At 68.9% G+C, this 22,553-nt stretch carries 23 protein-coding genes; 14 read left to right on the top strand and 9 right to left on the bottom strand.

All coding sequences use genetic code 11. The annotated features are described in order from the left end of the window. Positions 1–87 precede the first annotated feature (87 nt). Positions 88–873, top strand: coding sequence for a hypothetical protein (locus A6048_RS15040; RefSeq protein WP_235027554.1), 786 nt, complete (start codon positions 88–90; stop codon positions 871–873). 184 nt (positions 874–1,057) lie between these two features. Here A6048_RS15040 and A6048_RS18825 read toward each other — a convergent pair whose 3' ends face one another. Both A6048_RS18825 and A6048_RS15030 read right to left on the bottom strand, forming a co-directional pair. Next, positions 1,058–1,657, bottom strand: a complete 600-nt coding sequence (locus tag A6048_RS18825) for a GntR family transcriptional regulator (RefSeq protein WP_280523812.1) — start codon at positions 1,655–1,657, stop codon at positions 1,058–1,060. Positions 1,658–1,659: 2 nt separating this feature from the next. Then, on the bottom strand, positions 1,660–2,754 hold the full coding sequence (locus A6048_RS15030) for a CaiB/BaiF CoA transferase family protein (protein WP_107745462.1): 1,095 nt from the start codon (positions 2,752–2,754) through the stop codon (positions 1,660–1,662). 264 nt (positions 2,755–3,018) lie between these two features. Between A6048_RS15030 and A6048_RS15025 the strand changes: the two genes are divergently transcribed. The 6 genes from A6048_RS15025 to A6048_RS15000 all read left to right on the top strand — a co-directional run bounded on the left by A6048_RS15025 (position 3,019) and on the right by A6048_RS15000 (position 8,518). Next, on the top strand, positions 3,019–3,783 hold the full coding sequence (locus tag A6048_RS15025; RefSeq protein WP_107745464.1) for a hypothetical protein: 765 nt from the start codon (positions 3,019–3,021) through the stop codon (positions 3,781–3,783). A gap of 114 nt (positions 3,784–3,897) precedes the next feature. Beyond that, positions 3,898–5,226, top strand: a complete 1,329-nt coding sequence (gene purT, locus A6048_RS15020) for a formate-dependent phosphoribosylglycinamide formyltransferase (RefSeq protein ID WP_107745466.1) — start codon at positions 3,898–3,900, stop codon at positions 5,224–5,226. A gap of 60 nt (positions 5,227–5,286) precedes the next feature. Continuing rightward, complete coding sequence (locus tag A6048_RS15015) at positions 5,287–5,856, top strand: DUF1648 domain-containing protein (protein WP_107745468.1); 570 nt, start codon at positions 5,287–5,289, stop codon at positions 5,854–5,856. Positions 5,857–5,896: 40 nt separating this feature from the next. Beyond that, positions 5,897–6,505, top strand: a complete 609-nt coding sequence (locus A6048_RS15010) for a hypothetical protein (protein WP_107745470.1) — start codon at positions 5,897–5,899, stop codon at positions 6,503–6,505. Between the two features lie 197 nt (positions 6,506–6,702). Next, complete coding sequence (locus tag A6048_RS15005) at positions 6,703–7,104, top strand: hypothetical protein (RefSeq protein WP_146166318.1); 402 nt, start codon at positions 6,703–6,705, stop codon at positions 7,102–7,104. Then, positions 7,082–8,518: an alpha/beta hydrolase gene (locus A6048_RS15000; RefSeq protein WP_107745475.1), complete on the top strand. Its 1,437-nt coding sequence runs from the start codon at positions 7,082–7,084 to the stop codon at positions 8,516–8,518. Before A6048_RS15005 ends, A6048_RS15000 begins: the two co-directional genes overlap by 23 nt. 10 nt (positions 8,519–8,528) lie before the next feature. Here A6048_RS15000 and A6048_RS14995 read toward each other — a convergent pair whose 3' ends face one another. After that, complete coding sequence (locus tag A6048_RS14995) at positions 8,529–10,004, bottom strand: FAD-dependent oxidoreductase (protein WP_107745477.1); 1,476 nt, start codon at positions 10,002–10,004, stop codon at positions 8,529–8,531. A gap of 79 nt (positions 10,005–10,083) precedes the next feature. Between A6048_RS14995 and A6048_RS14990 the strand changes: the two genes are divergently transcribed. Genes A6048_RS14990 through A6048_RS14980 form a run of 3 tightly spaced genes read left to right on the top strand, consistent with a single transcriptional unit; the run spans position 10,084 to position 12,904 of the window. Further along, positions 10,084–10,500, top strand: coding sequence for a rhodanese-like domain-containing protein (locus A6048_RS14990; RefSeq protein ID WP_107745479.1), 417 nt, complete (start codon positions 10,084–10,086; stop codon positions 10,498–10,500). A 50-nt stretch (positions 10,501–10,550) separates the two neighbouring features. After that, positions 10,551–11,759, top strand: a complete 1,209-nt coding sequence (locus tag A6048_RS14985; RefSeq protein WP_107745481.1) for an O-succinylhomoserine sulfhydrylase — start codon at positions 10,551–10,553, stop codon at positions 11,757–11,759. Positions 11,760–11,764: 5 nt separating this feature from the next. Continuing rightward, complete coding sequence (locus A6048_RS14980; protein ID WP_235027541.1) at positions 11,765–12,904, top strand: glycosyltransferase family protein; 1,140 nt, start codon at positions 11,765–11,767, stop codon at positions 12,902–12,904. Positions 12,905–12,967: 63 nt separating this feature from the next. Here the strand turns inward: A6048_RS14980 and A6048_RS14975 are convergent, their stop codons facing one another. The 6 genes from A6048_RS14975 to A6048_RS14950 form a co-directional block, all read right to left on the bottom strand. Further along, complete coding sequence (locus tag A6048_RS14975; protein ID WP_107745483.1) at positions 12,968–13,597, bottom strand: hypothetical protein; 630 nt, start codon at positions 13,595–13,597, stop codon at positions 12,968–12,970. Positions 13,598–13,815: 218 nt separating this feature from the next. Further along, positions 13,816–14,616 carry a hypothetical protein gene (locus tag A6048_RS14970; protein ID WP_146166319.1) on the bottom strand — a complete coding sequence of 267 codons (801 nt, stop codon included), beginning with the start codon at positions 14,614–14,616 and terminating at the stop codon, positions 13,816–13,818. Between the two features lie 896 nt (positions 14,617–15,512). Beyond that, complete coding sequence (locus A6048_RS14965; protein ID WP_235027540.1) at positions 15,513–16,064, bottom strand: signal peptidase I; 552 nt, start codon at positions 16,062–16,064, stop codon at positions 15,513–15,515. Next, positions 16,061–16,660, bottom strand: coding sequence for a hypothetical protein (locus A6048_RS14960; protein WP_146166320.1), 600 nt, complete (start codon positions 16,658–16,660; stop codon positions 16,061–16,063). The genes A6048_RS14965 and A6048_RS14960 overlap by 4 nt, the downstream gene beginning before the upstream one ends. Before the next feature lie 105 nt (positions 16,661–16,765). After that, a complete protein-coding gene (locus A6048_RS14955) occupies positions 16,766–17,449 on the bottom strand; it encodes a SipW-dependent-type signal peptide-containing protein (protein WP_159110343.1) in 684 nt (227 codons plus the stop codon). Positions 17,450–17,615: 166 nt separating this feature from the next. Further along, positions 17,616–18,323, bottom strand: a complete 708-nt coding sequence (locus A6048_RS14950; protein WP_235027539.1) for a SipW-dependent-type signal peptide-containing protein — start codon at positions 18,321–18,323, stop codon at positions 17,616–17,618. Between the two features lie 390 nt (positions 18,324–18,713). Here A6048_RS14950 and fgd point away from each other — a divergent pair, with 390 nt between their 5' ends. The 4 genes from fgd (at position 18,714) to egtB (ending at position 22,528) form a co-directional block, all read left to right on the top strand. Beyond that, a complete protein-coding gene (fgd, locus tag A6048_RS14945; protein WP_107745491.1) occupies positions 18,714–19,733 on the top strand; it encodes a glucose-6-phosphate dehydrogenase (coenzyme-F420) in 1,020 nt (339 codons plus the stop codon). Further along, a complete protein-coding gene (locus A6048_RS14940) occupies positions 19,730–20,368 on the top strand; it encodes a suppressor of fused domain protein (RefSeq protein ID WP_107745493.1) in 639 nt (212 codons plus the stop codon). The genes fgd and A6048_RS14940 overlap by 4 nt, the downstream gene beginning before the upstream one ends. A 3-nt stretch (positions 20,369–20,371) precedes the next feature. Then, positions 20,372–20,968, top strand: a complete 597-nt coding sequence (locus A6048_RS14935) for a methylated-DNA--[protein]-cysteine S-methyltransferase (protein WP_235027538.1) — start codon at positions 20,372–20,374, stop codon at positions 20,966–20,968. A 180-nt stretch (positions 20,969–21,148) separates the two neighbouring features. Beyond that, entirely contained in the window at positions 21,149–22,528 is a 1,380-nt protein-coding gene (egtB, locus tag A6048_RS14930) for an ergothioneine biosynthesis protein EgtB (RefSeq protein WP_107745497.1), read from the top strand. Positions 22,529–22,553 lie beyond the last annotated feature (25 nt).

Genomic DNA, 22,553 nt, shown 5'->3' with positions numbered 1-22,553 from the left:
TTTCTCGTCAAGATCGCGTTAGACGCAGGGATTCTCACCCGTCAGGACATTCGTTCGCGATTCCGGCGTGTCCATCCGAGGGTCTATGTGCGGAAGTCGACCGAGCTGAGCCCGGCGCAGAAGATTCGCGCGGCCTGGCTGTGGGGCGGTTCCGGCTCCGTCATCTGCGGCGGTGCTGCCGCTTATCTGACCGGGGAGGAGTACTTCGGGGAAGAACTCGTCGACGACGAGGTTCAACTGTGGAGGTCGACGTGGCGACACGCACCGGCCGGCATTGTGGTCCGCAAGTGGTCCAGCGCTCCGGAATGGGTGCAGTACCACGGCATGGCAGTGACGACTCCGGCCCGGACGGCGATCGACCTGGCGCGGCACCTGACCTCAGATGTTCGGGCTGTTGCCGCTCTGGATTCCATGTGCCGCACCGGCAGGACTGATCCGGATGCGATCGCAGCAGAGGCGTTCACGATGTCGGGTCAGGTCGGAGTCCGTCGCGTGCTGGAGCTGCTGCCGAGAGTGGATCCACTGGCCGAATCGCCCAAGGAATCCGAGCTGAGGTTGATCATGAGGTCTACCGATCTCCCGGCACTCGAGTCACAGGTGGAGGTTCGTGACGGGGTCGGCGCCCTGGTGTCTCGACTGGATCTCGGGAATCGAGAATGGAAGGTCGGATTGCAGTACGACGGCCATGAGCATCTGACACGGGCCCGCCGGGACGGGGACTCGGTGGCGATGTTGCGGCTCCCCGCCCTGGGGTGGGAGGTGAGGCGGGTGACGCAGGGGATGCTCCACACCCCTCAGACGCTGACCCGCTTCGTCCGCGGGGCGTTCGAGAAGCAGGGGTGGGATGGCCAAGGGGCCGGGCGCCGAGGTTGAGCTGATCGCGTTCCGTGGAAATCGGTTGCGTTTCGTGCAGATCCGTCACTATCTGGGACGCATCTACTCGGCCGATGCATCCAGGAACGCGCCGGATCGGTGGGCTCGAGAAACCCAAGCCCAATCCGTAACCCAAGCCCAAGCCGTAACCCAAGCCCAATCCGCAACCCAAGCCCAAGCCCGGTCAGCCGAGATTCCCGAAGGCGTTGCGGACCGCGGCCACGGCCTCCTCGGCACCGAAACCCGAGCCCGCGGCACGCTCCGCGAACTCCTCCGCGGCTCGGGCCAGCACAGAGCCGGGTAGATCGGCGGCCGAGACGAACGTCCCCGAGCGGCCGCGGCCCTCCAGTACCCCCGACTCCTCGAGTTCGCGGTAGACCTTCGCGGCGGTGGCGGTGGAGACACCGACCTCCTCCGCGAGCTTCCGCACAGCGGGCAGACGCGTCCCCGGGGTCAGCGCGCCCCGCTTGACACCCTCGACTATCTGCCCCTTGAGCTGGCGAAACGGCGGCTCAGCCGAGGCGGGGTCCACGGCGAGAGACATTCCGGCCACCCGGGAGCCGCGCGCGGCCGGCGCAGAGCCCTCCGTTGCCGGGGCCGAGCCACGCGCCGCCGGCGCAGAGCCCGCCGCTACCGGGGCCGAGCCGCGCGCCACCGGCGCAGAGCCCACCGCTGCCGGAGCAGAGCCCACCGCTGCCGGAGCAGTGCCCGCCGCTGCCGGGGCCGAGCCGGGGCCGCGGGGGTCAGCGCCCTGCGCCCCGGCCGCAGCACCCGGCTCGCTCATGCTCAGGCCCAGACCTGATCGACGGACGTCACCTCATGCGGCGGCGCGACCGGCACACCGGCCGGTGTGCGCGAGAATCGCGGAGCGGGCGACGGCCCCATGTCCCCGCCGACCTCGACGAAGGTCTCCCTCGCCGTCATATGGGGATGGGACAGGGCCTCGGTGTAGGTCAGCACCGGGGTCGTGCACGCGTCGGTGCCGTCGAAGAGCTCGGCCCACTCGTCGCGGGTCTTCTCGGCGAACTTGCCGGCGATGACCTCGCGCAGCTCGTCCCAGCGGTCCATGTCGAACTGGCCGGGCATGCCCTCGCCGTCGATACCCAGCAGTCGCGCGAACTCCGCGTAGAACTGCGGCTCGAGGCAGCCCACTGCCATGAACTTGCCGTCTGAACAGGTGTAGACGTCGTAGAACGGGAACCCGGTGTCGAGCATGTTGGTCCCGGCGACGTCCGACCACTGGTCGCGTGCGCGCATGGCCCACTGGAACTGGCCAAGCACGGAAGCGCCGTCGGTCATGGCGGTGTCGATGACCTGGCCCTTGCCGGAAGTGGCGCGCTCGATGATCGCGGCGAGGATGCCCTGGATGAGGAACATCGAGCCGCCGCCGAAGTCGCCGACGAGGTTGAGCGGCGGCACCGGGCGCTCGCCCTTGCGGGCGGTGGCGTTGAGGTGCCCGGTGAGCGAGATGTAGTTGAGGTCGTGTCCGGCGGTGTGCGCGAGTGGGCCGTACTGGCCCCAGCCGGTCATCCGCGCGTAGACCAGCCGCGGATTGGACTCGAGGCACTCGTCGGGACCGAGGCCCATGCGCTCGGTGACACCGGGGCGGAAGCCCTCGACCAACACGTCGGCCTTGGCGATCAGGCCCTGGACCTGCGCCAGCCCGTCCTCGCTCTTGAGGTCGGCCTCCACCACGGTCCGGCCCCGTCGGGTGATGTGCGCCCAGCCGTCGGCGGACTTGGCGAGCTCGCCGGGGCGCATGACGGTCACGACGTCGGCGCCCAGATCGGCGAGCATCATGCAGGCGTGGGGGCCGGGGCCGATGCCGTTGAGTTCGACGACGCGGATGCCGGCCAGGGGGCCGGAGGAGGCAGTGGTCACAGGTGTGCCCTTTCGTGTGGCTTTGCACACACGCTATCGCTTCGGTCGTGGTGCGGTCCGATGTGACGGCGATGTTGCTCTTGGTGCGGCTGTGGCCAGGGTTAATAAGAAAGTTAGTATGAACTCACTCTCGAGGAAGTTTTCGCCGCTTACCTGAAACGTAGCTGTGATCTGTGTGACACTCCGCTCAGGCGTTCCCCGAACGTCCGCAAGTGTCACCGCGGTCCTCAACGCGGTGGAATCCCCTCATTCCAAGGAGCATCCATGTTCTCACGTACCCGCTTCGTCGCCGGCGCATCCGCGGTGGCCTTGGCCTCCGGAGCAGTCCTCGCGGGCGCCGGAATCGCAGGTGCCCAGGGCTCGTCCGAGATCGCAGCCGACCTCGGACTCGCCGCCACCGCGCTCAACGGCCCCGTGACCGTCTCCGGGAACGCCGAAGGCGGTCCGACGGTCACGTACACCAATGAGACGGGTGTCGATCAGCAGTGTCTGGGCTTCACGATGCCGTACAGCACAGTCGAGACGCTTGGCGTCGACCCCTCCGGTCTGGATCTCAGCGATCTGGTCGCGGCGATCGACCTGATCACCGCGATCGAAGGTGCAGGCGGAGTGTCGGTTCTCGGCGTTGACGGCGACGGCGATCCCCTCGCCTACGAGGGCACAGTGGACAACGGTGGAGTCGTCGGCGCAGTGGCTCCGCTCGCGCTGTTCGGTACGGGCGGGGTCGCCGTCGCTGCAGACGGAGACGTGACGTGGACTGCCCCGACGCCCACCGAGGCCGCGGCGGCAGCGACGATCTGTGTTCCGCCGGGCGCTGACGAGGAGGGCCTCGACGTGAGCTTCGGCATCGACCCGCAGGTCGTCGCCGACCAGATCAACGGCCGGATCCCGGGCGGCTCCCTCGAGATCGTCAGCCCCGACATGATCTCGGGCGGGAGCGTCGAGACGGGTGCGACCCTGCTGGGTTCACTCGGCGACGCCGGTGACGATACCGACGACGGCGACATCCCGGTCGAGACCGTGGAGTGATTCCGGTTCTCCTCGTCGCGTCACCGCCCGGGCCCGGCACCTCCACGGTGTCGGGCCCGGGCGTCTGATCATCCGCGTTCCGGCAGTCGCCGCAGGTCTACTAGCGTGGGCGGCATGACCGCAGCGCACGATCCCCTCGCCCCGCCAGTCGTCGACCGCTTCGGGACGCCGGGTTCGGACTCGGCCACCCGCGTGATGCTGCTGGGCTCGGGTGAGCTCGGTAAGGAGGTGACGATCGCGCTGCAGCGCCTGGGCGTGGAGGTGATCGCGGTGGACCGGTACGCCGGCGCCCCCGCCCACCAGGTCGCGCACCGCAGCCACACCATCGACATGACGGACGCCGACGAGGTGCGCCGGGTGGTGGAACTGGAGAAGCCGCAGGTGATCCTGCCGGAAATCGAGGCCATCGCCACGGCGGCGCTGGCGCAGATCGAGCAGGACGGCCTGGCTCGTGTCGTGCCCACCGCCCGGGCCGTGCAGCTGACCATGGACCGCGAGGGCATCCGGCGCCTGGCGGCCGAGGAGTTGGGCCTGCCCACAAGCAGGTACGCGTTCGCTTCATCCCTGGAGGAACTGCAGCTGGCGTGCACCGAGATCGGGTTCCCGTGCCTGGTCAAGCCCACGATGTCGTCGTCGGGCAAAGGGCAGTCCTCCCTCCACGGCCCCGAGGACGTGGACGGCGCCTGGACCTACGCGCAGTCCGGCGCGCGGGTGGCGGGGGCGCGTGTGATCGTGGAGTCGTTCGTGGACTTCGAGTACGAGATCACCCTGCTCACCGTCCGCAGCGTGGACCCGGAGACGGGGCGCATCCGGACCGACTTCTGCGAGCCGATCGGTCATCGCCAGGAACGCGGGGACTACGTGGAGTCGTGGCAGCCGCAGGCCATGACGCAAGACGCCTACGACTCGGCGCGCTCGGTGGCGGCGCGCGTGACCGGCGCGCTCGGCGGGGTAGGCGTGTTCGGCGTGGAGCTGTTCGTCCAGGGGGTCGACGTGTACTTCTCCGAGGTCAGCCCGCGGCCCCACGACACCGGTCTGGTGACGCTGCGCAGTCAGGTACTCAGCGAGTTCGACATGCACGCGCGGGCTGTCCTGGGCCTACCGGTGGTCACGACCATGTCCAGCCCGGGCGCGTCGGCGGTGATCTACGGCGGCGCCGGAATCGGCGACGACGGTGTCAACGGAGACGGTGTCAACGGGGACGGCGCCGGGGGAGAGGGCACCGGGGGCGGCTGCTCTGCGGGCGAGGGGACCACCGCGGGGGTCGGGTTCGAGGGTGTGGCCCGCGCGCTCGCGGTGCCGGAGACGGATCTGCGGCTGTTCGGCAAGCCCTCGGCCAGCGAGTTCCGCCGCATGGGCGTGGCCGTGGCCACCGCCGAGGACGTGGAGACCGCCCGTGGGCGGGCCCGCGAAGCCGCCTCTCGTGTGACGGTGGTGAGGTAGGCGTGCACCGCACCGCCCCCGGGGCGGGACGGCCCGCCATATGACGACGACGAGAGTGCCATGACGACGACGAATTCGGTTGCCGACGAGGCCCGCGACCTCCCGAAGGAACCGACCAGCACCTGGATCCTGATCCTGGTCGTGGCCACGGTTGTGGTCTGGCTGGCGGTGCTGGCCTGGCAGGTGGTGGTCTTGCCGGAGCGCGTCCCTATTCACTTCCGCTCTGGCGGGGAGCCTGACGGCTGGTCCAGCAAAGCCGGCGCTCTGGCGTTCTCGGCGCTGTTGCCGCTGCTGATGGTGCTGCCTCTCCCGCTGCTGACCACGCTCATCGTTCTCCGGGCGCCTGAGTTCATCAACGGACCCAACAAGGAGTGGTGGACGGCCACGGCGCCGAGGCTTCGCCGGTTCGAGCGGCTACTGCGTGAGGATCTGTGGTTGATCACGGTGGTCACCCTGGCGCTGCTGGTGGCGATGCAGGTGGGGATCGTGCGCGCAGCCGAGACTCCGGATCAGCGGATGCCGGAGGAGTTCCTGTTCGGCGGGTTGGCTGTGTTCGGCGCCGGGATCGTCGCGGTGATGGTGCGCATGTACGCCGGCAGCCGGTACGCCGAACAGCCCGACCTGCTCTGAGCTCCCACCTGCTCTGAGCCCGGAAAGAGGAAACCCCGCCGTGACGTCTGCACCCGGTGATCCGGCACCCTGGTGGCACACCGGTGCCCTGGCCTGGCTCGTGGCCAGGGCATACACCCGCAGTCGTCCCGCGGCGGCACTCGCCTGGGCCGCGGCGCTGGCGACCATCGCCCCGTATGTGCTGCGCCGGGCCGTGTACGAATCGGCGGACCGGGACGGGATGGTGATCTTCTGCCGGTACCGGCCCGTCCTCGACGTCGTGGTGGCAACAGTGCTTGGGCTGGCGTTCTTCGGTCTCGGGTTCAGCGCGTTCGTGGCGGAGTTCGATCACCGTCCCCTGGTGTTGGTGGTCCTGGGTGGGATCCTCGGAGTGGTCCTGGCCGGGGCACTGCTGATGTCCGTGGGGTTGTCTCCTACGGATGCCGTGGGACCTGACACCCCGGATGGTCGCCGGTGGGCGATCATGGCGTTGGCCCAGCGCCCGGGGACGCGGTGTTCGGCACTGCTCCTGACCCGCAGGCTGATCGCGTCACTGCCCGCCGGAGACGTGGTGGTGGCGGTCGCGGCCGACGAGTCGCTCGCCGGGGCCTATGCCCGGTTCGGGTTCACGCGCACCCCCGGCAGGCGCGTCCACCGCGTCCTGGACTGAGCCTGTGGATGGTCGTCCGATCAATCCACCGACCCCTCTCACGGGCCGCATCCGGCCCGGCCGTGCACCTAGCGTGAGGTCCCGAGCGGCCCGGACTGTCGGGCCGGGAGGGGGCGGGGTTGATGGCGGGATTAGTCGCGGGAGCGGGAGCGGGGCCGGTCGCGGGAGCAGGGCCGGAAGCAGGCCCGGGAGCGGGAGTGGGCCCGGGATCAGTCGCGGGAGCGGGAGTGGGGCCGGTCGCGGCGGCGCTGGTGGCGTTCGAGCGGGTCGCGGTGGTGGCCGAGGCGACCCGGGTTCGTGAGGCCGGGGTGCGTGCGGCGGAGCAGGCGGGATCGCTGGCCGCCGTGCTCGGAGAGACCAGCTCGCTGGCCGCGGCGCTCGGTGAGGCGTCCGCCGCGGCGGGAGGGGCCGGTGCCGCGCCGCCCGGTGGAGTGCTCAGCGGGGCGGCGCTGGAGGAGTGCGCTGCGCTGCTGGCACGAAGGGCGCAGGACTCGGCTGTGGAGACCGAGCAGATCGCCGAGCGTATGGAGAGTGCGGCGCAGCTACTGCTGGAGACCGACGAGGAGGTGGCCCGCCGTGTCGCCGGCGCAGCGGGTTGAGGCGCTGGTTGTGGCCCTCGACCACGCCGAGTCCCGGGCCGCGGCGGTGGGCCGGGCGGTTGCGGACACGGCTGCTGACCTGGACTCGGTGGCCCGCAGGCTCGGAGGAGGTACAGGTTCTGAGGGAGACGCTGCGGTCGGCGGCGGCTGGTCGGGCCACGCGGGGGCGCAGGCCCGCAGCCGCGTGGGGGACGCGGCCGCCGAGGCCAGAATGGTCTCCGGCGCCTGCCTCTACCTGGCGGACGTCCTGAGGGTGGAGGGTTCGAGACTGTCGAGGGCGCTGATCAACTGGGTTGACGACGAGCGGGTGCGCCCGGGCCGGGGCGACGTCACGGCGGTCGCCGATGCCGATCTGGCCCTGACGGTCCGACTGCGCGAAGCGGCGGAATCACTCGCCGGCTACACGGACGCCGAGACAGTGGCCTGCATCGATCTCTCAGGGTCGACCGACGACGATCCCCGCGACGTCGCCGAACTTTGGCACTCGCTCGGCCCGGCAGAACGGGAGCGACTCGCGCGCGACCACCCGGAACTGGGGTCGGTCGCCGGGGTCTCCTCCGCCACGCGGGACGCGATCAACCGGACGCGGCTGCGCAGGCTGCTCGAGGCGGGTGAGGGCCCGGGGCTCGTTGAACTGACCGCGCACCTGGCCGAGGACCCCGCCCGTCACCTGCTCGCGCTGCACCCGGACGGCCGGGCGGTGGTGGCGAGTGGTGATCCCGACGGCGCGGACAGCGTGGTCACGTTGATCCCCGGCACGGGCTCGTCGTTGGAGTCGATCGATCGCACCGCCGATCGCGCGGGAGCGGTGTGCGAGGCGAGTGCACGTCCTGACGCCGGTCCCGGCGATCCGACCGCCGGGTCGTGCGTGTCCGTGTCGTGGCAGGGCTACGACGCCCCGGACGACGTCGCCGCGGCCGGGTTCTCCACCGCATCCGCGCGCGAGCATGCGCAGGACCTGCGGACCTTCGCGGCGGGCCTGGACGCGGTCGAGAGCATGGACGGTCGGGACTCCCCGCACGCCGTCGTGGGCTACAGCTACGGCTCAGCTGTCCTGGGTGCGGCGTCGGCGGACCCGAGCGGGCTGGCCGCGGACCGGATGATCCACGTGGGCAGCCCCGGTGCGACCGTCGACTCACTGGCGGAGCAACGGGTAGACGAGGGCGGGACCGCGCGGCAGGCCGCTCATCACGAGGTGGTGGGTGTGGCCACGCGGTGGGATCCGGTGCCGTGGTGGTCTACTACCGGGGTGCTGGGCGAGCGGCCGGGGACCGAGGAGTTCGGCGGGCTCGCGGTGGACGTGACCGAACCGGGTTCCGGACCGGGATCGACCCGGGACGCGCATTCGACCTACTTCGACCGCGGGACGGTGTCGTTGGAGGAGATCGGCAGGCTCGTGGCGGACACCGACTGACCCAGAGGACTCAGGGTTGGGGGGAGACGGGAGAAACGGGGGAGTCCAGGGGGCCGGGCTGGGACTCCAGGGCCGCGGCGAGCATCTCCTCCCGCCCCCCGAGCTTCGTGCGTTCGCGGCCCGCGGCCTGCCCCAGTGCGCGTTCGCGGGAGTCGATCGCCGCCCACCCCGTGCCGTCGACCACGGCCACGCCCCGCTCGGCGAGCAGATCGCGGACGGACTGCGGGTCGGTGTCGGCGGGGTCGAACAGGGTGCCGGCCTCGATGTCGTCGGTGAGGGCGTGCACCGTGTCCACCGCGCAGTGCCGGTTGGTGCCGATCACCCCGGTCGGTCCGCGCTTGACCCACCCGGTGGCGAACAGCCCCTGCACGGGCTCGCCACCGGGTTTGGTGAGCACCCGTCCGCCGTCGTTGGGAATGGTGGAGGTGGTCTCGTCGAAGGGCACGCCCTCGAGCGGGTCGGACTTGTAGCCGACCGCCCGGTAGACGGCGTCCACGGCCAGTTCCTCGAACTCGCCGGTGGCCCGCACCCGGGTTCCGTCCGGCTCGGTGCGCTCCAGCCGGAGGCCGGTGACGAACCCGTCGGGGCCGAGGACCTCGACGGGGCTGCGGTGGAAGCGGAAACGCACCACGCGACCGCCGGCGGCGAGCGCGGCCTCCTCGGCCGCGTCGGCGGACTCGTGGCCCGCCTCCGCCTGCGCGGCCGCCCACTTGGCCAGCTGATCGCAGACCTGCCCGGCTCGGCGATCGTTCTCCAGGTGGTCGCGGGCCTCGTCGTCGTATTTCAGGTCGGCCGGTTCCACCACGATGGTGACACCCTCCACCTTGTCCATCTCCCGCAACTCCAGGGGGGTGAACTTGGCGTAGGCGGGGCCGCGGCGGCCGGTCACGGTGACGACGCGGGTGGCGCTGGTCCCGAAGCCCTCGCGGACGTGCGCCGGGATGTCGGTGGCCTCGAGCTGCTCGGGGGTACGCACCAGCATCCGCGCGATGTCGAGCGCGACGTTGCCCACGCCCACCACCGCGGCGCGCTCGGCGGTCAGGGCCCAGTTGCGGTCGGCGTCCGGGTGGCCGTCGTACCAGGTGACGAACTGCGCGGCCCCGTAGGAGCCCTCGAGGTCTTCGCCGGGGATGCCGAGTTCGCGGTCGGCGAGGGCGCCGGTGGCCAGGATGACGGCGTGGTAGAGCCGGGGCACGTCGTCCAGGGTCAGGTCACGCCCGAACTCGACGTTGCCGAGGAAGCGGATCCGCGGGTCGGTGACGATCGACTCCAGCGTGCGGGCGATGCCCTTGATCCGTGGATGGTCCGGGGCCACGCCGTGGCGCAGCAGGCCGTACGGCACGGGCAGCTTGTCGAGGCAGTCCACGACGATGTCCCTGCCGTGCTGGTCAGCCCACGCCAGGAGGGCCTCGCAGGCGTAGACGCCCGCCGGTCCGGATCCGACGACGGCCACTCGGACGGGGGCGGCGGAGGGGGTGGGGGACATGGCCCGATCATGACACGGGGGCGCGCCCGGCGGACCTCGACCGGACGGACTCGTGGCAGGAGGAGCATAATCAGGGCCCATGAGTGACTACGCCGGGGATCTGGTCCCACAGCAGGCCTGGGATCTGCTCGCTTCCGATCCCTCCGCGGTGTTGGTGGACGTGCGCACCAGCGCCGAGTGGCAGTGGGTCGGTGGCGCGGACCTGTCGGAGCTGGGCAAGCGCGCGGTGGGCATCGAGTGGATGACCTCGGCGGGCGAGCCCAACCACCGCTTCCTCGAGCAGCTCGGCCAGGCGGGCGTGGACGCCGACACGCCGGTGCTGTTCCTGTGCCGCAGCGGGGCCCGGTCGGCCGCCGCCGCGAGCGCCGCCACCGCCGCCGGCCTGGGCCCGGCCTACAACGTGGCCGAGGGGTTCGAGGGCGACCCTGACGCGGCGGGTCACCGCGGCTCGGTCAACGGGTGGAAGGTCGCGGGCCTGGCCTGGCGGCAGTCCTGACCCGGCCCGATCCCGCCACCCGCACCACCGACAGCACAAGAAAGCAGCGGATGAGAAACAACGAGCTCCCCGACGGTCTCCACCCCGAAACCCTGGGCGTGCGGGCCGGGCAGATGCGCACCGGCTTCGAGGAGACCGCCGAGCCGATGTTCCTCAACTCCGGCTACGTCTACGAGTCGGCCGAGGCGGCCGAGGCGTCGTTCAACGGGGACATCCAGCGGTTCGTGTACTCCCGCTACGGCAACCCCACCGTGGCGATGTTCCAGGAGCGCCTGCGGCAGATCGAGGGCGCCGAGGCGTGCTTCGCCACCAGCTCGGGCATGTCGGCGGTGTTCGTGTCGCTGGCGGCGCTCCTGGGCAACGGTTCCCGTTTGGTGGCCTCGCGGGCGCTGTTCGGCTCCTGTTTCGTGATCTGCAACGAGATCCTGCCGCGCTGGGGCGTGGAGACGGTGTTCGTGGACGGCGCCGACCTGGACCAGTGGCGCGAGGCGCTCAGCGAGCCGACCGACGCCGTGTTCTTCGAGACCCCCTCCAACCCCATGCAGGAGCTGGTCGACGTGCGCGCGGTCTGCGAGTTGGCGCACGCGGCCGGCGCGCAGGTGGTGGTGGACAACGTCTTCGCCACCGTCCTGCACCAGAAGCCGCTCGAGCTGGGCGCGGACATCGTGGTCTACTCCACCACCAAGCACATCGACGGCCAGGGCCGCGTCCTGGGCGGCGCCGTGCTGGGGACCGAGGAATACATCTCCGGGCCCGTGCAGAACCTGATGCGTCACGCGGGTTTCGGTATGAACGCGTTCAACGCCTGGGTGCTGCTCAAGGGCCTGGAGACCATGAGTCTGCGGGTTGAGCGGATGTCCGCCAACGCGCTTGAGGTGGCGCAGTTCCTCGAGTCGCATGACGCGGTGGACTGGGTCCGGTACTCGATGCTGCCCTCGCACCCGCAGTACGACCTGGCGCAGGCCCAGATGTCTGGTGGTGGGTCGGTGGTGACGTTCGGTCTGAAATACGACGACGACGAGGCGGATCGCGGCAAGCAACGCTGCTTCTCACTCCTCAACGCGCTGAGGGTCATCGACATCTCCAACAATCTCGGGGATGCCAAGTCGCTGGTGACCCATCCCGCGACCACCACCCATGCGTCCATGGAGCCGGAGGCCCGTGCCGCGGTCGGCATCACCGACAACGTGGTCCGCCTCTCGGTGGGGCTGGAGTTTGCCGGAGACCTCATCGAGGACTTGCGTAGGGGGCTAAACTAAGTTTTATGCGGTCACATGTGGGCGCGTCCCGGACCCGGGTGGCGGTGCTACCCGCGGCCCATCCGGCTGTCCGCCGGATCACGGGACTGGCGTGGTCGGGCCACGTGGAGCTGGTCCCGGTGCGGCCGGGCGTGGTCAACGGGGAATCCCACCCGGGTACCTACGTGAAGGGCCCCGCCCCGATCCTCGACCGCGACCTGGAGCACGTGGACGTGGCCCACGTGCACTTCGGCTACGACTACCTGGATCCGGAGAGTGCCCGGGACGTGACCGAGCACCTGTCCCGCGCCGGGGTCCCGATGGTGCTGACCGTGCACGACATCGTCTACCCCTCGCATGAGGACTCGCAGCCGCACCGGGGTAACACCGGCACGCTTGTCGGGGCTGCGTCACAGGTGCTCACGCTCACCGAGGTCGCGGCGCGGGAACTGTGGGTCCGGTGGGGTGTGGAGTCGATGGTGGTGCCGCATCCGCGATTGCTCGACGAGGCGGAGATCTCCTCTGCCGTCCGCGCCTCCAAGCACCTCAGGGGCGACGGGGACACCATCGTGGGCGTCCTGTTGGAACGCATGGGCGAGAACATCGAGGGGCCCGAACTCCTCGACCTGCTGGCACCCGTGGCGACCGGTCGGCGGGGCGCGCACCTGCGGATCGTCGTGGAGGCGCAGGCGTGGCGGGACGCGTGCGGTGAGGACCGCGAGAGCGGCGGGCACCACCTGGTCGCCGAGCTCGCGGCGGAGGGCGGATGGGAATCGGTGCGGTTGATCCGCTACGAGGCCCGGGACCTGGGGCCTGTGCTCGCCGAGTTCGCCGCCCTGGACGTGTGCGTGTTGCCGTATCGGTTCGCCACCCATTCCACCTGGCTGGAGCTGTGCCGGGATCTGGGGGTGACGCCGGTGCTCCCGGCCGTGGGCTTCCTGCGCGAGCAGTGGTTCGATCGCTGTGATCCGGACGAGCATTCCGGCGAGGTGTACGACCCCCGGGACCCCGGCACCTTGACCTGGGCGGTGCGCACCGCGATCGACGAACCCCGGTCGGCGCCGCCACGCGTCGAGGGCGCGGATCCGACGAAGATCATGGCCGCCCACGAGCAGGTGTACCGGATGGCCGCCCGCACGAGGAAGGCGAGCCGGAACGGCGCGTGAGGATGACCCGGGCGCCGATCAGGTTCCGGCGTGCGCGCCGGGGTCGGTCGGGCCCCGACCAGGTCAGGTTCCGGCGTCCGCGCGGGTGATCTCGATGGGCCAGGCGAGCATCAGCACCGAGTCGGGGGCCGGGGACGCCGAGTCCATGCTCAACTCCAGACACACGGTGACGGGTGCTCCCGGGGTGGTGCGGGTGGCGGCGGGAAGGACCAGGGGCTCGTCGGCGGTGGCGGCGTCCACGGGTTCGGGACGGATGCCGTCGCCGGCCAGGATGCTGGGGGTGCCACTGGTGAACGTGGGCGCGGCGCACGCGCCTCCGCTGGTGGTGACGGCCCGGATCCGAACGTCGGCGGCCGTCGTGGGGTCGCCGTCCACCAGCATGCCCTCGCCGATCATCACGTGGGCCTCCGAGCGGGAGTCGACGCTCGTCCGGAGGGTCAGCGGCTGGTAGGCGGAGCGGTTACGGAGACCGGCCGTGTCCACCCGGACGGGGAAGTGTCCGCCGTAGGTGGAGATGGGCGCGGTCCAGGTGGTGCCGAAGTCGGTGGAGGCCTGCACTGACCAGGAGGAGCTGCGCAGCTCCGACTCCCGGGCGTCGTCCTCGCGGTCCTGCAGGACCAGGGTGGCGCCCAGCGCGCAGACGGAGGTGGAACCGAGGGCGACCAGCGCGGTGGCCGCGTGTCGTATCCGCATAGCTCCTCCGAAAGCCGTCACACGGCGATCGGTCCGGAGGAGGGGACTCCGGCGCGGGCTGGCCCGCGATGATCGCCGGTTCATTCAGGGTATGGCCGCCAGTGGCCGAATCGTTACATTTGGCTTCGGCGAGTGGCGAATCTCACTCGATCCCGCGTGCTGTGGCGGTGTGTCGACGCGCGCCAGCCGGCAGGGGCGCGACCCGGCCGACCTCTGTGTCAGCGGACGTACACCACCGTGCCGGTCTCCTGGTTGATGGCGGCCCAGCGCCAACCGTCCGAGTCCGGGTCGGTCGACGTGAAGGTCTTCCAGTCGCCGGCCAGGCGGGTGCCCTCGTTGATCCAGGTGTCCAGTGCCTGCTCGGAGGTGCGGGAGTCGGCGGGGGCGGCGCTGCCCTTGACGACGACGTCGGTCGCGGTGCCGTCCACCTCGACGGTTCCGACCTTCTCGGTCTGCGCGGTCGGTGACAGTGTGCCGGGGTCGGTGGGGATGACGATCGTTGGCGGTGCGGACGTCGTGGAGGCGGTCAGCACGGTGGTGGTGTCGTTCGTTGTTGCGGTGGACTCGCGATTGGTGGACGTCGCGGTGATGGTTCCGGAGGACTCGGTGGGGTCGGATGCCGACGGGTCCGGAGGTGCAGAGGTCGTGGTGACCGCAGCGGTGGCGGACTCAAGCGGAGAGGTCAGAGTGATGGTCGGAGGGAGCGAGGTAGTGGCGGTGGTCTCGGGATTGTCCTGGAGTGCCATGCGCTTCACGGGCGCAGGCGCGGAGGCCACGGTGAAGCCCGTACCCGAGTACGGGGTCAGGCCGTTGCCACCGGGCAACGTCGCCGGGAACACCGGACGTTTGGACGGAAGAGTGGCATCGGTCGTGCGCTTCACGCCGCATTCCGAGCGGGATAGGACGAAGTACATTTTTAGTCGAAGCGAGTTGCTATTGCTGTTGTCGTAGTACTCGACATACACGGCGACCTCCGATATTGCATAAGGGGGAGAGGTCTGCGATGTGCGTGTGATCACCGGCATGACTCTGGCATGCATCTCGGTACTCAAGACCCCGATTCTGTACATCGGAGATATCTGCCCACTAACTAGCTCAGCAGCTGAAAACCCTTCTGGATTTCGATCGATCCCGTTGGCCCAGATTGTTCGCAGTGAGTCGGTGTTGTTATAGCGAAGGTAGGTATTGCCAAATACCGTGATTTCTCGGCCAAGGTCAACTCGACCTGTCGGAGGGTCTGCGTCCGCCGAATTCAATCCGCAACGGACCGCCGTCCTTATGTCCGCCGAGTTTAGAAAACCATGGTAGGTATCAGTTATGTCGGCGGAGAATCCATAAGCCGCCGTGTTGTTCGTTGCTGCGACGAAGTTGTTTCCGAGTGAGCACCGTGAATCATTGCTGGCCGGCCCGTAGCTCTCGTTGATTACAATGCAGCGGAAGTTTTGCGGGTCAGATTGTGTACCCGGATTGGTGAAAGCCCGGACAGCTGAGGCATTAAAGAGTGCGAGCGAAGTGGAATCCTTGGGAAGAAAGTTCGCGGTAGCATCTGAGATTAACTGCGGTCCGCGAGTGCGCTGATTGAGCTTCCGGGAGTACGAAGGCCACGCCGTGGTGGTGTCTGTTGTGTTTGCGCTTCCAGTCAACTCTTGCGTCCACTGGGAGCTGGCCTCGTAGGTCATATTGCCAAAACCCCCAGTGACCGTCTCACTGGAAGACTTCGCCGACCCTGCGACGACGGAGGCGAAAGCAAGCGGCCACTGTGCGGCAACGTCCGCCCTGGCGAATTCGCTGTCCGTGTAGGCGGCTTCGGTCTGTGCGATGAGGCCATCACCGGTGCTCGCGGAGACCACTGACAGTGCGGTGGCGGCGGCCAGGGTGGCGAGGCCAAGGGAGCGGAATCGGGTGTGGACGGACATCAGGTCCTCCTCTTCCGTGGCCAGAATGACCAGGTGACGAGCAGTGTCATGGCGACGGTCGTGCCCGCCATGACGCGGGGATTAGAAACCCTGGAAACGAAGTAACCAAGCTTGGGGACCGAGAAGATCACCACTCGTGCCTGAGTCACCTGATAAGGGGCGGGGTCCTTGTTGTCATTGGCATCGCCCTTCATCTCGATGGAGTATTTGCCGCCACCAACTTCGGTAGTCGACACGACGCGGTGTGTAACGGGGAGCTGCCCGGGGCGGTCGATGGTGAGGACGTCCCCGACCTCTGCTTCCGAGGCCTGTATCTCGCGGACGATTGCCAGGGAACCCGTCGTGATGGTGGGGCTCATCGAGCCGGTTTTGAACATGATGAGCGAGATGTTGAACGCGAACGCTGCGACCACAGCGATGATGCAGATGATTCCACCGAGCGCGAGCAGGTCGAGAATTCGCTCGCCGATCCACCTCCCGATGCGGGTACCGCGTGGGGTCGTCGGAGCCGCGTGTCGAGGGCCGAGTGTGGTGTGGGTCAACGTCGTCACGTTCCGATGAAGGTGGTGAATGGCCACGTGACCGAGAAGTCGGCGCCGTTCGCAGCGTCGGCGGTCGCGTCGTTGGCGAGGCTGAATTCAAAGCAGACGGTGCGGCCCGGGCCGGCGGTGGTGTCCGTCCCTTTCGGGAGCGTGATCGTAGGCCCGGTGATTGACGCTCCTGCGGTGGTGTAGGTCGTGGCGGTGCCCCGCAGATAGGAGACTCCCCCGGGTTGGGTCACCGTGGTGGAGTTGCAGGTGTGGTTGCCCGACAGGTACGCACGGAACCGAACCGCGTCGACCATTGTCTGGGTCGAATTGCCGCTCAAGGCCACAACGCCGGTCCCCATGGTGACCGTGGCCGGATTCGTCACGCCAGAACTTGTCCGCAGGGCGAACTTGGAATACACCGTCGCGCCGGGAACCAGGCCTGTGGAGGGGTTCACCTCCATCACCGCGGCACTGCCGGAGGTGAAGTGGTTGCTCCATGTCCCGTTGGCCCCGTTAGTCGAGGTCGTCGATCCTTCGATCCCGCCGCGAATCGAGGCGAACTGGCCGTTCGCCCATGTGCCGTCCTGGAAGGTTGCGACGGTAGCCAGCGAGCCCAAGCCCAGCACGAGGCCCGCTGCGGCGAGGACACGGGTCTGGCGCCACCAACGATAGTGTGTGCTCATCCCGCTCCTCCCTCCGAACTGCGAATTGGCGACAGGTACTTACACAGAAGTCGCGGTGAAGTGCCAGACGAGCCCAGCGGACCCAGTGCCATACGGGTTGGTCGACGGATCGACGCCCGAGCCCTGGGGCGCCACCGTGACCTTGAAACACACCGTCTTGGGAGTGGTGGCCGTGGTGTTCAGCGTCTTGTCCAGAGTCACCGTGCCGGAAGCAGGGGAGACCGGCTGAAGCATGTCCGTGGCCGGGCCCTGAGCACTGGGTACGAGCGTGGTGCCGGCAAGGTACCCGGCCTCAGTGCAGTTGCTGGGACCGGGGACGACGGCGGCGCTCCACGTGAGCTTGGAGCGAAGCGCTGGATCGCCCGTCCCGAGGTACTCAGTGATTCGGACGCTTCCGTTAAAGTCGGCCTTGGTCGAGTCTATTGCCAGACTGAACGGTGCGTAGTAGCTGGTCCCCGGCGAGACAATCGTGGGTACCACTGACGAGAAAGCGAGGGGCGCACTATTCCCCTGCGTCGAGTACTCGCCCCACGTGTGAGTGGAGGTGGTACTCGGGCTTCCCTGGACGTTGAACTGGCCTGCCCGGAACTGACCATTGACCCAGATGTCGTCCGACCATGCAGCGAGCGTCATGGCGGCGCCGATTCCGCACACGAGACCACCAGCCAGAAGCGCGCGGACGCGACGACGGTGGTCGGTGGAACTGAGGTTGGATTCGGTCACTGAGGTGCCTTTGACAGTTCGAGGTGGACGCGGTGAGCGGAGCGGCAGCAGCCGCTCCGCTCAGGGCGGCGTTAATTGGTCGATTCTTGACTGAAGCGGGAGTGCGCTAGCGACTGCTCGACGTTCCCTTTTTGATTCAGAACTGTGCCGCGGGTTTCGCGAGGAATCAGGCGTCGGTGGACTGGCCGTTGAAGACCCACGAGACGGTAGTTGCTGCGGCGGGAACGCCTGCGGCGAGTACTGCAGCCTGGTTCTCAGTGGCCGTGGCTGACACGTTCCCCAACGTCACGGCGATGCAAAGGTGTTGGTACGGGGCCTGGTTGTCGGCAACGACTTCCAGCGGGTCATTGAGGCCGGTGACGGTGGTCTCGTTGACCTTCGCCGTTGGCCCGCCAACCCATGCGACCGTCGGGAGGTTTTCAGCATCGTCGGGATTGCAGTTCTCGGAGTGTGAATTGACCTCGAAGATCTGGTAGGAGAGCACGCCCGCGTAGGTGCCACTTGAAGAGACGCTCTGCAGTGTGAACGTGCCGTCAAGGGAGGTGTCTTCCTCGGTGCCAATGGTGAAAGGCGCGTATACGGTCTGGCTGGGAGCCATCTCCTCGGCCTCTAGCTGGAACTCGAGAGACGCCGATTCGGTGGGGTCGTACGCCGGCCCGTCGTAGTCGAGGAACGTCGTTCCATCGAGCGAGCCTTGGAGTTCGAACGAACCGGTATTGAAGATGCCGTCGGCAAACACATCGTCCGACCACGCGGCCAGGGTCACCGCGGCGCCGAGGCCGAGGACCACGCCGCCGGCCAGGATGGCCTTGCGCTTGCGGGCCCGGTCCTGCTTCTGCTGGGCGTCTGGGGTGATGGGGTCGTTGGCGTTCAAGCGTCGCGCCTTTCCATGGGGGCCGCCGATTGGGCCCAGAGGTATTTGGTGTGTCGGCCTCGCACATGAAGTTGGACGCTGATCGACACCGGGCCCAGTTTGTGACCCGACCGAATGTTACAGAATCTTTTCCAATTGAAAAGCGTCTTGAACAGCAGAAGTAAGTTCAAGTTAACGAAAAGTCGATCGTTAGCTGGTCGAAAGATCAGGTTCGAAACATGAGGGTTATGTAGAGTTTCTTATGTGTAGTTCCGCATCCCCGGTGGTCAGCGATTGTTTACGTCCCGTTGTCCAGCCCGGACGGACCTCTGGGGTGCACTGGCATACTCGGATGTAGTGCCCGACCACCGCGTCGGTGAAATCACTCACACAACCCATGAGGAGTCGTCGATGCCCCCCACCTCCGCCCTGAAGCTCGGCTACAAGGCCTCGGCCGAGCAGTTCGGCCCGCGTGATCTGGTCGAGTACGCGGTCCTGGCGGAGCAGGCGGGCATGGACTCGGCCACGGTGTCAGACCACTTCCAGCCCTGGCGCCACGACGGCGGCCACGCACCGTTCTCCCTGGCGTGGATGACGGCGGTGGGGGAGCGCACCGAGCGCCTGCAGTTGGGCACCTCCGTGCTCACGCCCACGTTCCGCTACAACCCGGCAGTGCTGGCGCAGGCCTTCGCCACCATGGCGTGCCTCTACCCGGGTCGCATCTTCCTCGGTGTGGGTACCGGAGAGGCGCTCAACGAGATCGCGACGGGCCACCAGGGGCAGTGGCCCGAGTTCAAGGAGCGGTTCGCCCGCCTGCGCGAGTCGGTCCGCCTCATGCGCGAGCTGTGGACCGGCGAGACCACCAACTTCGACGGCGACTTCTACACCACCAAGGACGCCTTCCTCTACGACGTGCCCTCCGACGGGGTGCCGGTCTACATCGCCGCCGGCGGTCCCGTGGTGGCCAAGTACGCCGGCCGCGTGGGCGACGGCTTCATCTGCACCTCGGGCAAGGGCATGGAGCTCTACACCGACAAGCTCCTGCCGGCCGTGGAGGAGGGCGCGGGGATCAACGACCGTGACTCCTCCCAGATCGACCGGATGATCGAGATCAAGATCAGCTACGACCCCGACCCGGCCGCGGCGCTGGAGAACTGCCGCTTCTGGGCGCCGCTGTCGCTGACCCCCGAGCAGAAGCACTCTGTGGACTCGCCGCGGGAGATGGAGCGCCTGGCCGACGAGCTGCCCATCGAGCAGGTCGCCAAGCGGTGGATCGTCGCCTCCGACCCGGACGATGCGGTGGCGCAGGTCAAGCAGTATGTCGACGCGGGCCTGAACCACCTGGTCTTCCACGCGCCGGGCCACGACCAGAAGCGGTTCCTGGACCTGTTCAAGACCGACCTCGAGCCGCGGTTGCGTGACCTGGCGTGAGCGGCGGTAGCACCGTCCCGGGCCCGGACAAGGCTGACCTCTCCGGCCTCGAAGGCCTTCTCGACGTGGCCGAGTCGGTTCGTGTCCTGCGCTACCCGCACGAGACGGAAGCCGACGAGGAGGGTCAGACCACGGAGTGGCACTGCGACATCGTCGTCGTCGACAACGTCCCCGCGCCCGGATTCACCACCTACGCCACCGTCGGCGCCCGGGAGCTCCCCACCAACGTCACGACGCCCGACGGGCGGCAGATCCGCAGTGAGTTCGTCACCGTCGGCCGCACCGGGCACCGCGCCATGGCCGACGTGCTGGACGCGTGCGCGCTGGCCGTGGCCACCGGGTCCATCCACGTGGCGCCGGGCGCGGTGATACCCAACGCGGTGGGTCTCGTCGACTCCGGCCGGCGCTGCGAGCACCTGGTCCTGACCCCGCCGTTCCTGTGGCCCGACCTGCAGGTCGTCGACGAGACCGGCGGCCCGGACGGCACCGGACCACTGCTCACGCGGCTCCAGGCCGTGCCCATCACCACCGCCGAGATGTCCTCGGTGGCCCGCGACGGCGCCGACGCACTGTTCGAGCTTCTCGACACGGCCGACGCCGACGTGACCAACCCGGACCGGCCGAGCGTGGTGTGAGGCGTGGCGTCGCCCCGCAGGACCGACGGTAGGGCCGTGCGGGTGCTCGACACCGCCGCCGGTCGGATGGTCGCCGAGGCCACCCCGCGTGGCCTGGCACGACTGGACCAGGTGGGTCCGGACCAGGGTGTCGCGGACGAGGACCTCGCGTCGTGGTTCACCGTGACCCACCTTGATGACGACGACGAGGTGGGCGACTCCGAGCCCGGCGCGGCCGCTGAGCACCTTGACCGGGTAGCGGATCAGCTCGAGGCCTACTGCGCCGGCCGACTGCGCGAGTTCGACGTCCCCGTGGACTGGGCGGCCGCCGGCGTCCACGACGAGTTCTCGCGCGAGGTCTACCTCGAGATCCAGCGCATCCCCTACGGTGAGACCTCGACCTACGGACAGATCAGCCTGGACGCCGGCAGGCCGCGCAACGCCCGCCGGGTGGGGCGGTTGTGCACCCTGGTGCCGGTGCCGTTCGTCATCCCGGTGCACCGGGTGATCCGCGCCGACGGCGGGATGGGGAACTGTCCCGAGTACCGCCTCCGGCTCCTCGAGCACGAGCGGCGCAACCTCACCGCCGCCGCGCCGGTGCCGTTCAGCAACCGTGGTTAGACGGCTATGGCACGTGAGAAGCTGCAGCACCTGAAGGCCCGTGGCACTCGAAAGTGCTGCAGCACCTGGTGGCCTGTGGCACCTGAATGGCGGTGGCATCCGAATAGCGGTGGGCTCCGAACTACACCGTGGTTAATCTGGCGGCAGTCCGACCGCCGACCACGACACCCCGGGGGAACCATGACAGTCGGAGACGTCACCGCAGAGCCCGGCCCGGACGCGCGCACGCGCCCCCAGAGTGCGATCGAGAAGTTCCTGCGCGTCCGCGAGCTCACCGACCTCTTGGCCTCCCGGCTCAGCCCCGAGGACCAGATCCCGCAGTCCATGACCGCCGCCAGTCCCGCGGCCTGGCACCGCGCGCACACCACCTGGTTCTTCGAGGAGTTCGTGTTGGGCGGGCTGCCCGGCTATTCCTCGCCCGAGCCGATCTTCCGGTTCCTGTTCAACTCCTACTACGAGGCCGTCGGCCCGCGTCAGCCCCGGCCCCAGCGCGGGCTCATCACCCGCCCGTCGGTGGCGGAGATAGGCGACTTCCGGGCGCGGGTGGACGAGGCCGTGGTGGCCGCGCTCGAGGCGGGCCGGGTCGACGAGCGTGGGCTGGAACTGCTCGAGCTGGGCTGCCACCACGAACAGCAGCACCAGGAGCTGATGCTCATAGACGCCAAGCACCTGTTCGCCCACAATCCGACAGACCCGGTCTACGTGGACCGGCCCGCGGACCCGGTGGCCGCGGTGCGGGGGGAGACGGACTGGATCGTCGTCGTCGAGGGGGTCGCGCAGGTCGGCGCCGCGGACCCCGCCCACCGTGCGGGGTTCACCCGTGACGGCGGCTCCCGCGACGGAGTCTCTCGCGACGGCGTCTCCTACGACGGCTTCTCTTACGACAACGAACGCCCGCGTCACCGCGTGTGGATCCCCGGCGGTGAGGTGGCCACCCGCCAGGTCACGGTGGCCGACTGGAAGCAGTTCATGGCCGACGGCGGGTACACCCGCCCAGAATTGTGGCTCTCCGACGGGTGGGCCGCCGTGCAGACCGAGGGCTGGGACGCGCCCGGGTACTGGCGGCGCGAGGGCCATGACGTCGGTAGCGCCTCGGGCGGCGCGTCCGCCGCCGCCGCCGTCGAGTGGACCACCTTCACCCTCTCGGGCCGGCGGCCGGTCGTGGACGCCGAACCCGTCTGTCACGTCTCCTTCTACGAGGCCGACGCCTACGCCCGCTGGGCCGGCGCGCGCCTGCCCACGGAGTTCGAGTGGGAGGTCGCCACCACCGGTTGGGAGGCGCGCGACGAACTCGACCCCGACCGCTGCCACCCGCGCGCTGCCGCCGAGAGGGCGATCGGCGGCGTCTGGGAATGGACCGCCAGCGCCTACCTGCCGTATCCCGGGTTCGTCACCGAGGAGGGGGCCGCCGGTGAGTACAACGGCAAGTTCATGTCCGACCAGCACGTCCTGCGCGGCGGCAGCGCCCTCACACCGGCGGGCCACACGCGGCCCACCTACCGCAACTTCTTCCCCGCCTCGTCGCGGTGGGCGGCCACGGGAGTGAGGCTCGCCCGATGACCGGCTCCGAGAATCCGACGACGAC

Origin of the sequence: Dietzia psychralcaliphila (assembly GCF_003096095.1) — a bacterium.
In the GTDB taxonomy this organism is placed as follows: domain Bacteria; phylum Actinomycetota; class Actinomycetes; order Mycobacteriales; family Mycobacteriaceae; genus Dietzia; species Dietzia psychralcaliphila.
This window is presented reverse-complemented; position numbering and strand designations above follow the sequence as displayed.

Excerpts from the sequence above, each read along its gene's own strand:
- A6048_RS18825 (WP_280523812.1), bottom strand. The coding sequence starts at position 1,657 with ATGAGCGAGCCGGGTGCTGCGGCCGGGGCGCAGGGCGCTGACCCCCGC.
- A6048_RS15025 (WP_107745464.1), top strand. The coding sequence starts at position 3,019 with ATGTTCTCACGTACCCGCTTCGTCGCCGGCGCATCCGCGGTGGCCTTG.
- purT (WP_107745466.1), top strand. The coding sequence starts at position 3,898 with ATGACCGCAGCGCACGATCCCCTCGCCCCGCCAGTCGTCGACCGCTTC.
- A6048_RS15015 (WP_107745468.1), top strand. The coding sequence starts at position 5,287 with ATGACGACGACGAATTCGGTTGCCGACGAGGCCCGCGACCTCCCGAAG.
- A6048_RS14995 (WP_107745477.1), bottom strand. The coding sequence starts at position 10,004 with ATGTCCCCCACCCCCTCCGCCGCCCCCGTCCGAGTGGCCGTCGTCGGA.
- A6048_RS14990 (WP_107745479.1), top strand. The coding sequence starts at position 10,084 with ATGAGTGACTACGCCGGGGATCTGGTCCCACAGCAGGCCTGGGATCTG.
- A6048_RS14985 (WP_107745481.1), top strand. The coding sequence starts at position 10,551 with ATGAGAAACAACGAGCTCCCCGACGGTCTCCACCCCGAAACCCTGGGC.
- A6048_RS14980 (WP_235027541.1), top strand. The coding sequence starts at position 11,765 with ATGCGGTCACATGTGGGCGCGTCCCGGACCCGGGTGGCGGTGCTACCC.
- A6048_RS14975 (WP_107745483.1), bottom strand. The coding sequence starts at position 13,597 with ATGCGGATACGACACGCGGCCACCGCGCTGGTCGCCCTCGGTTCCACC.
- fgd (WP_107745491.1), top strand. The coding sequence starts at position 18,714 with ATGCCCCCCACCTCCGCCCTGAAGCTCGGCTACAAGGCCTCGGCCGAG.
- egtB (WP_107745497.1), top strand. The coding sequence starts at position 21,149 with ATGACAGTCGGAGACGTCACCGCAGAGCCCGGCCCGGACGCGCGCACG.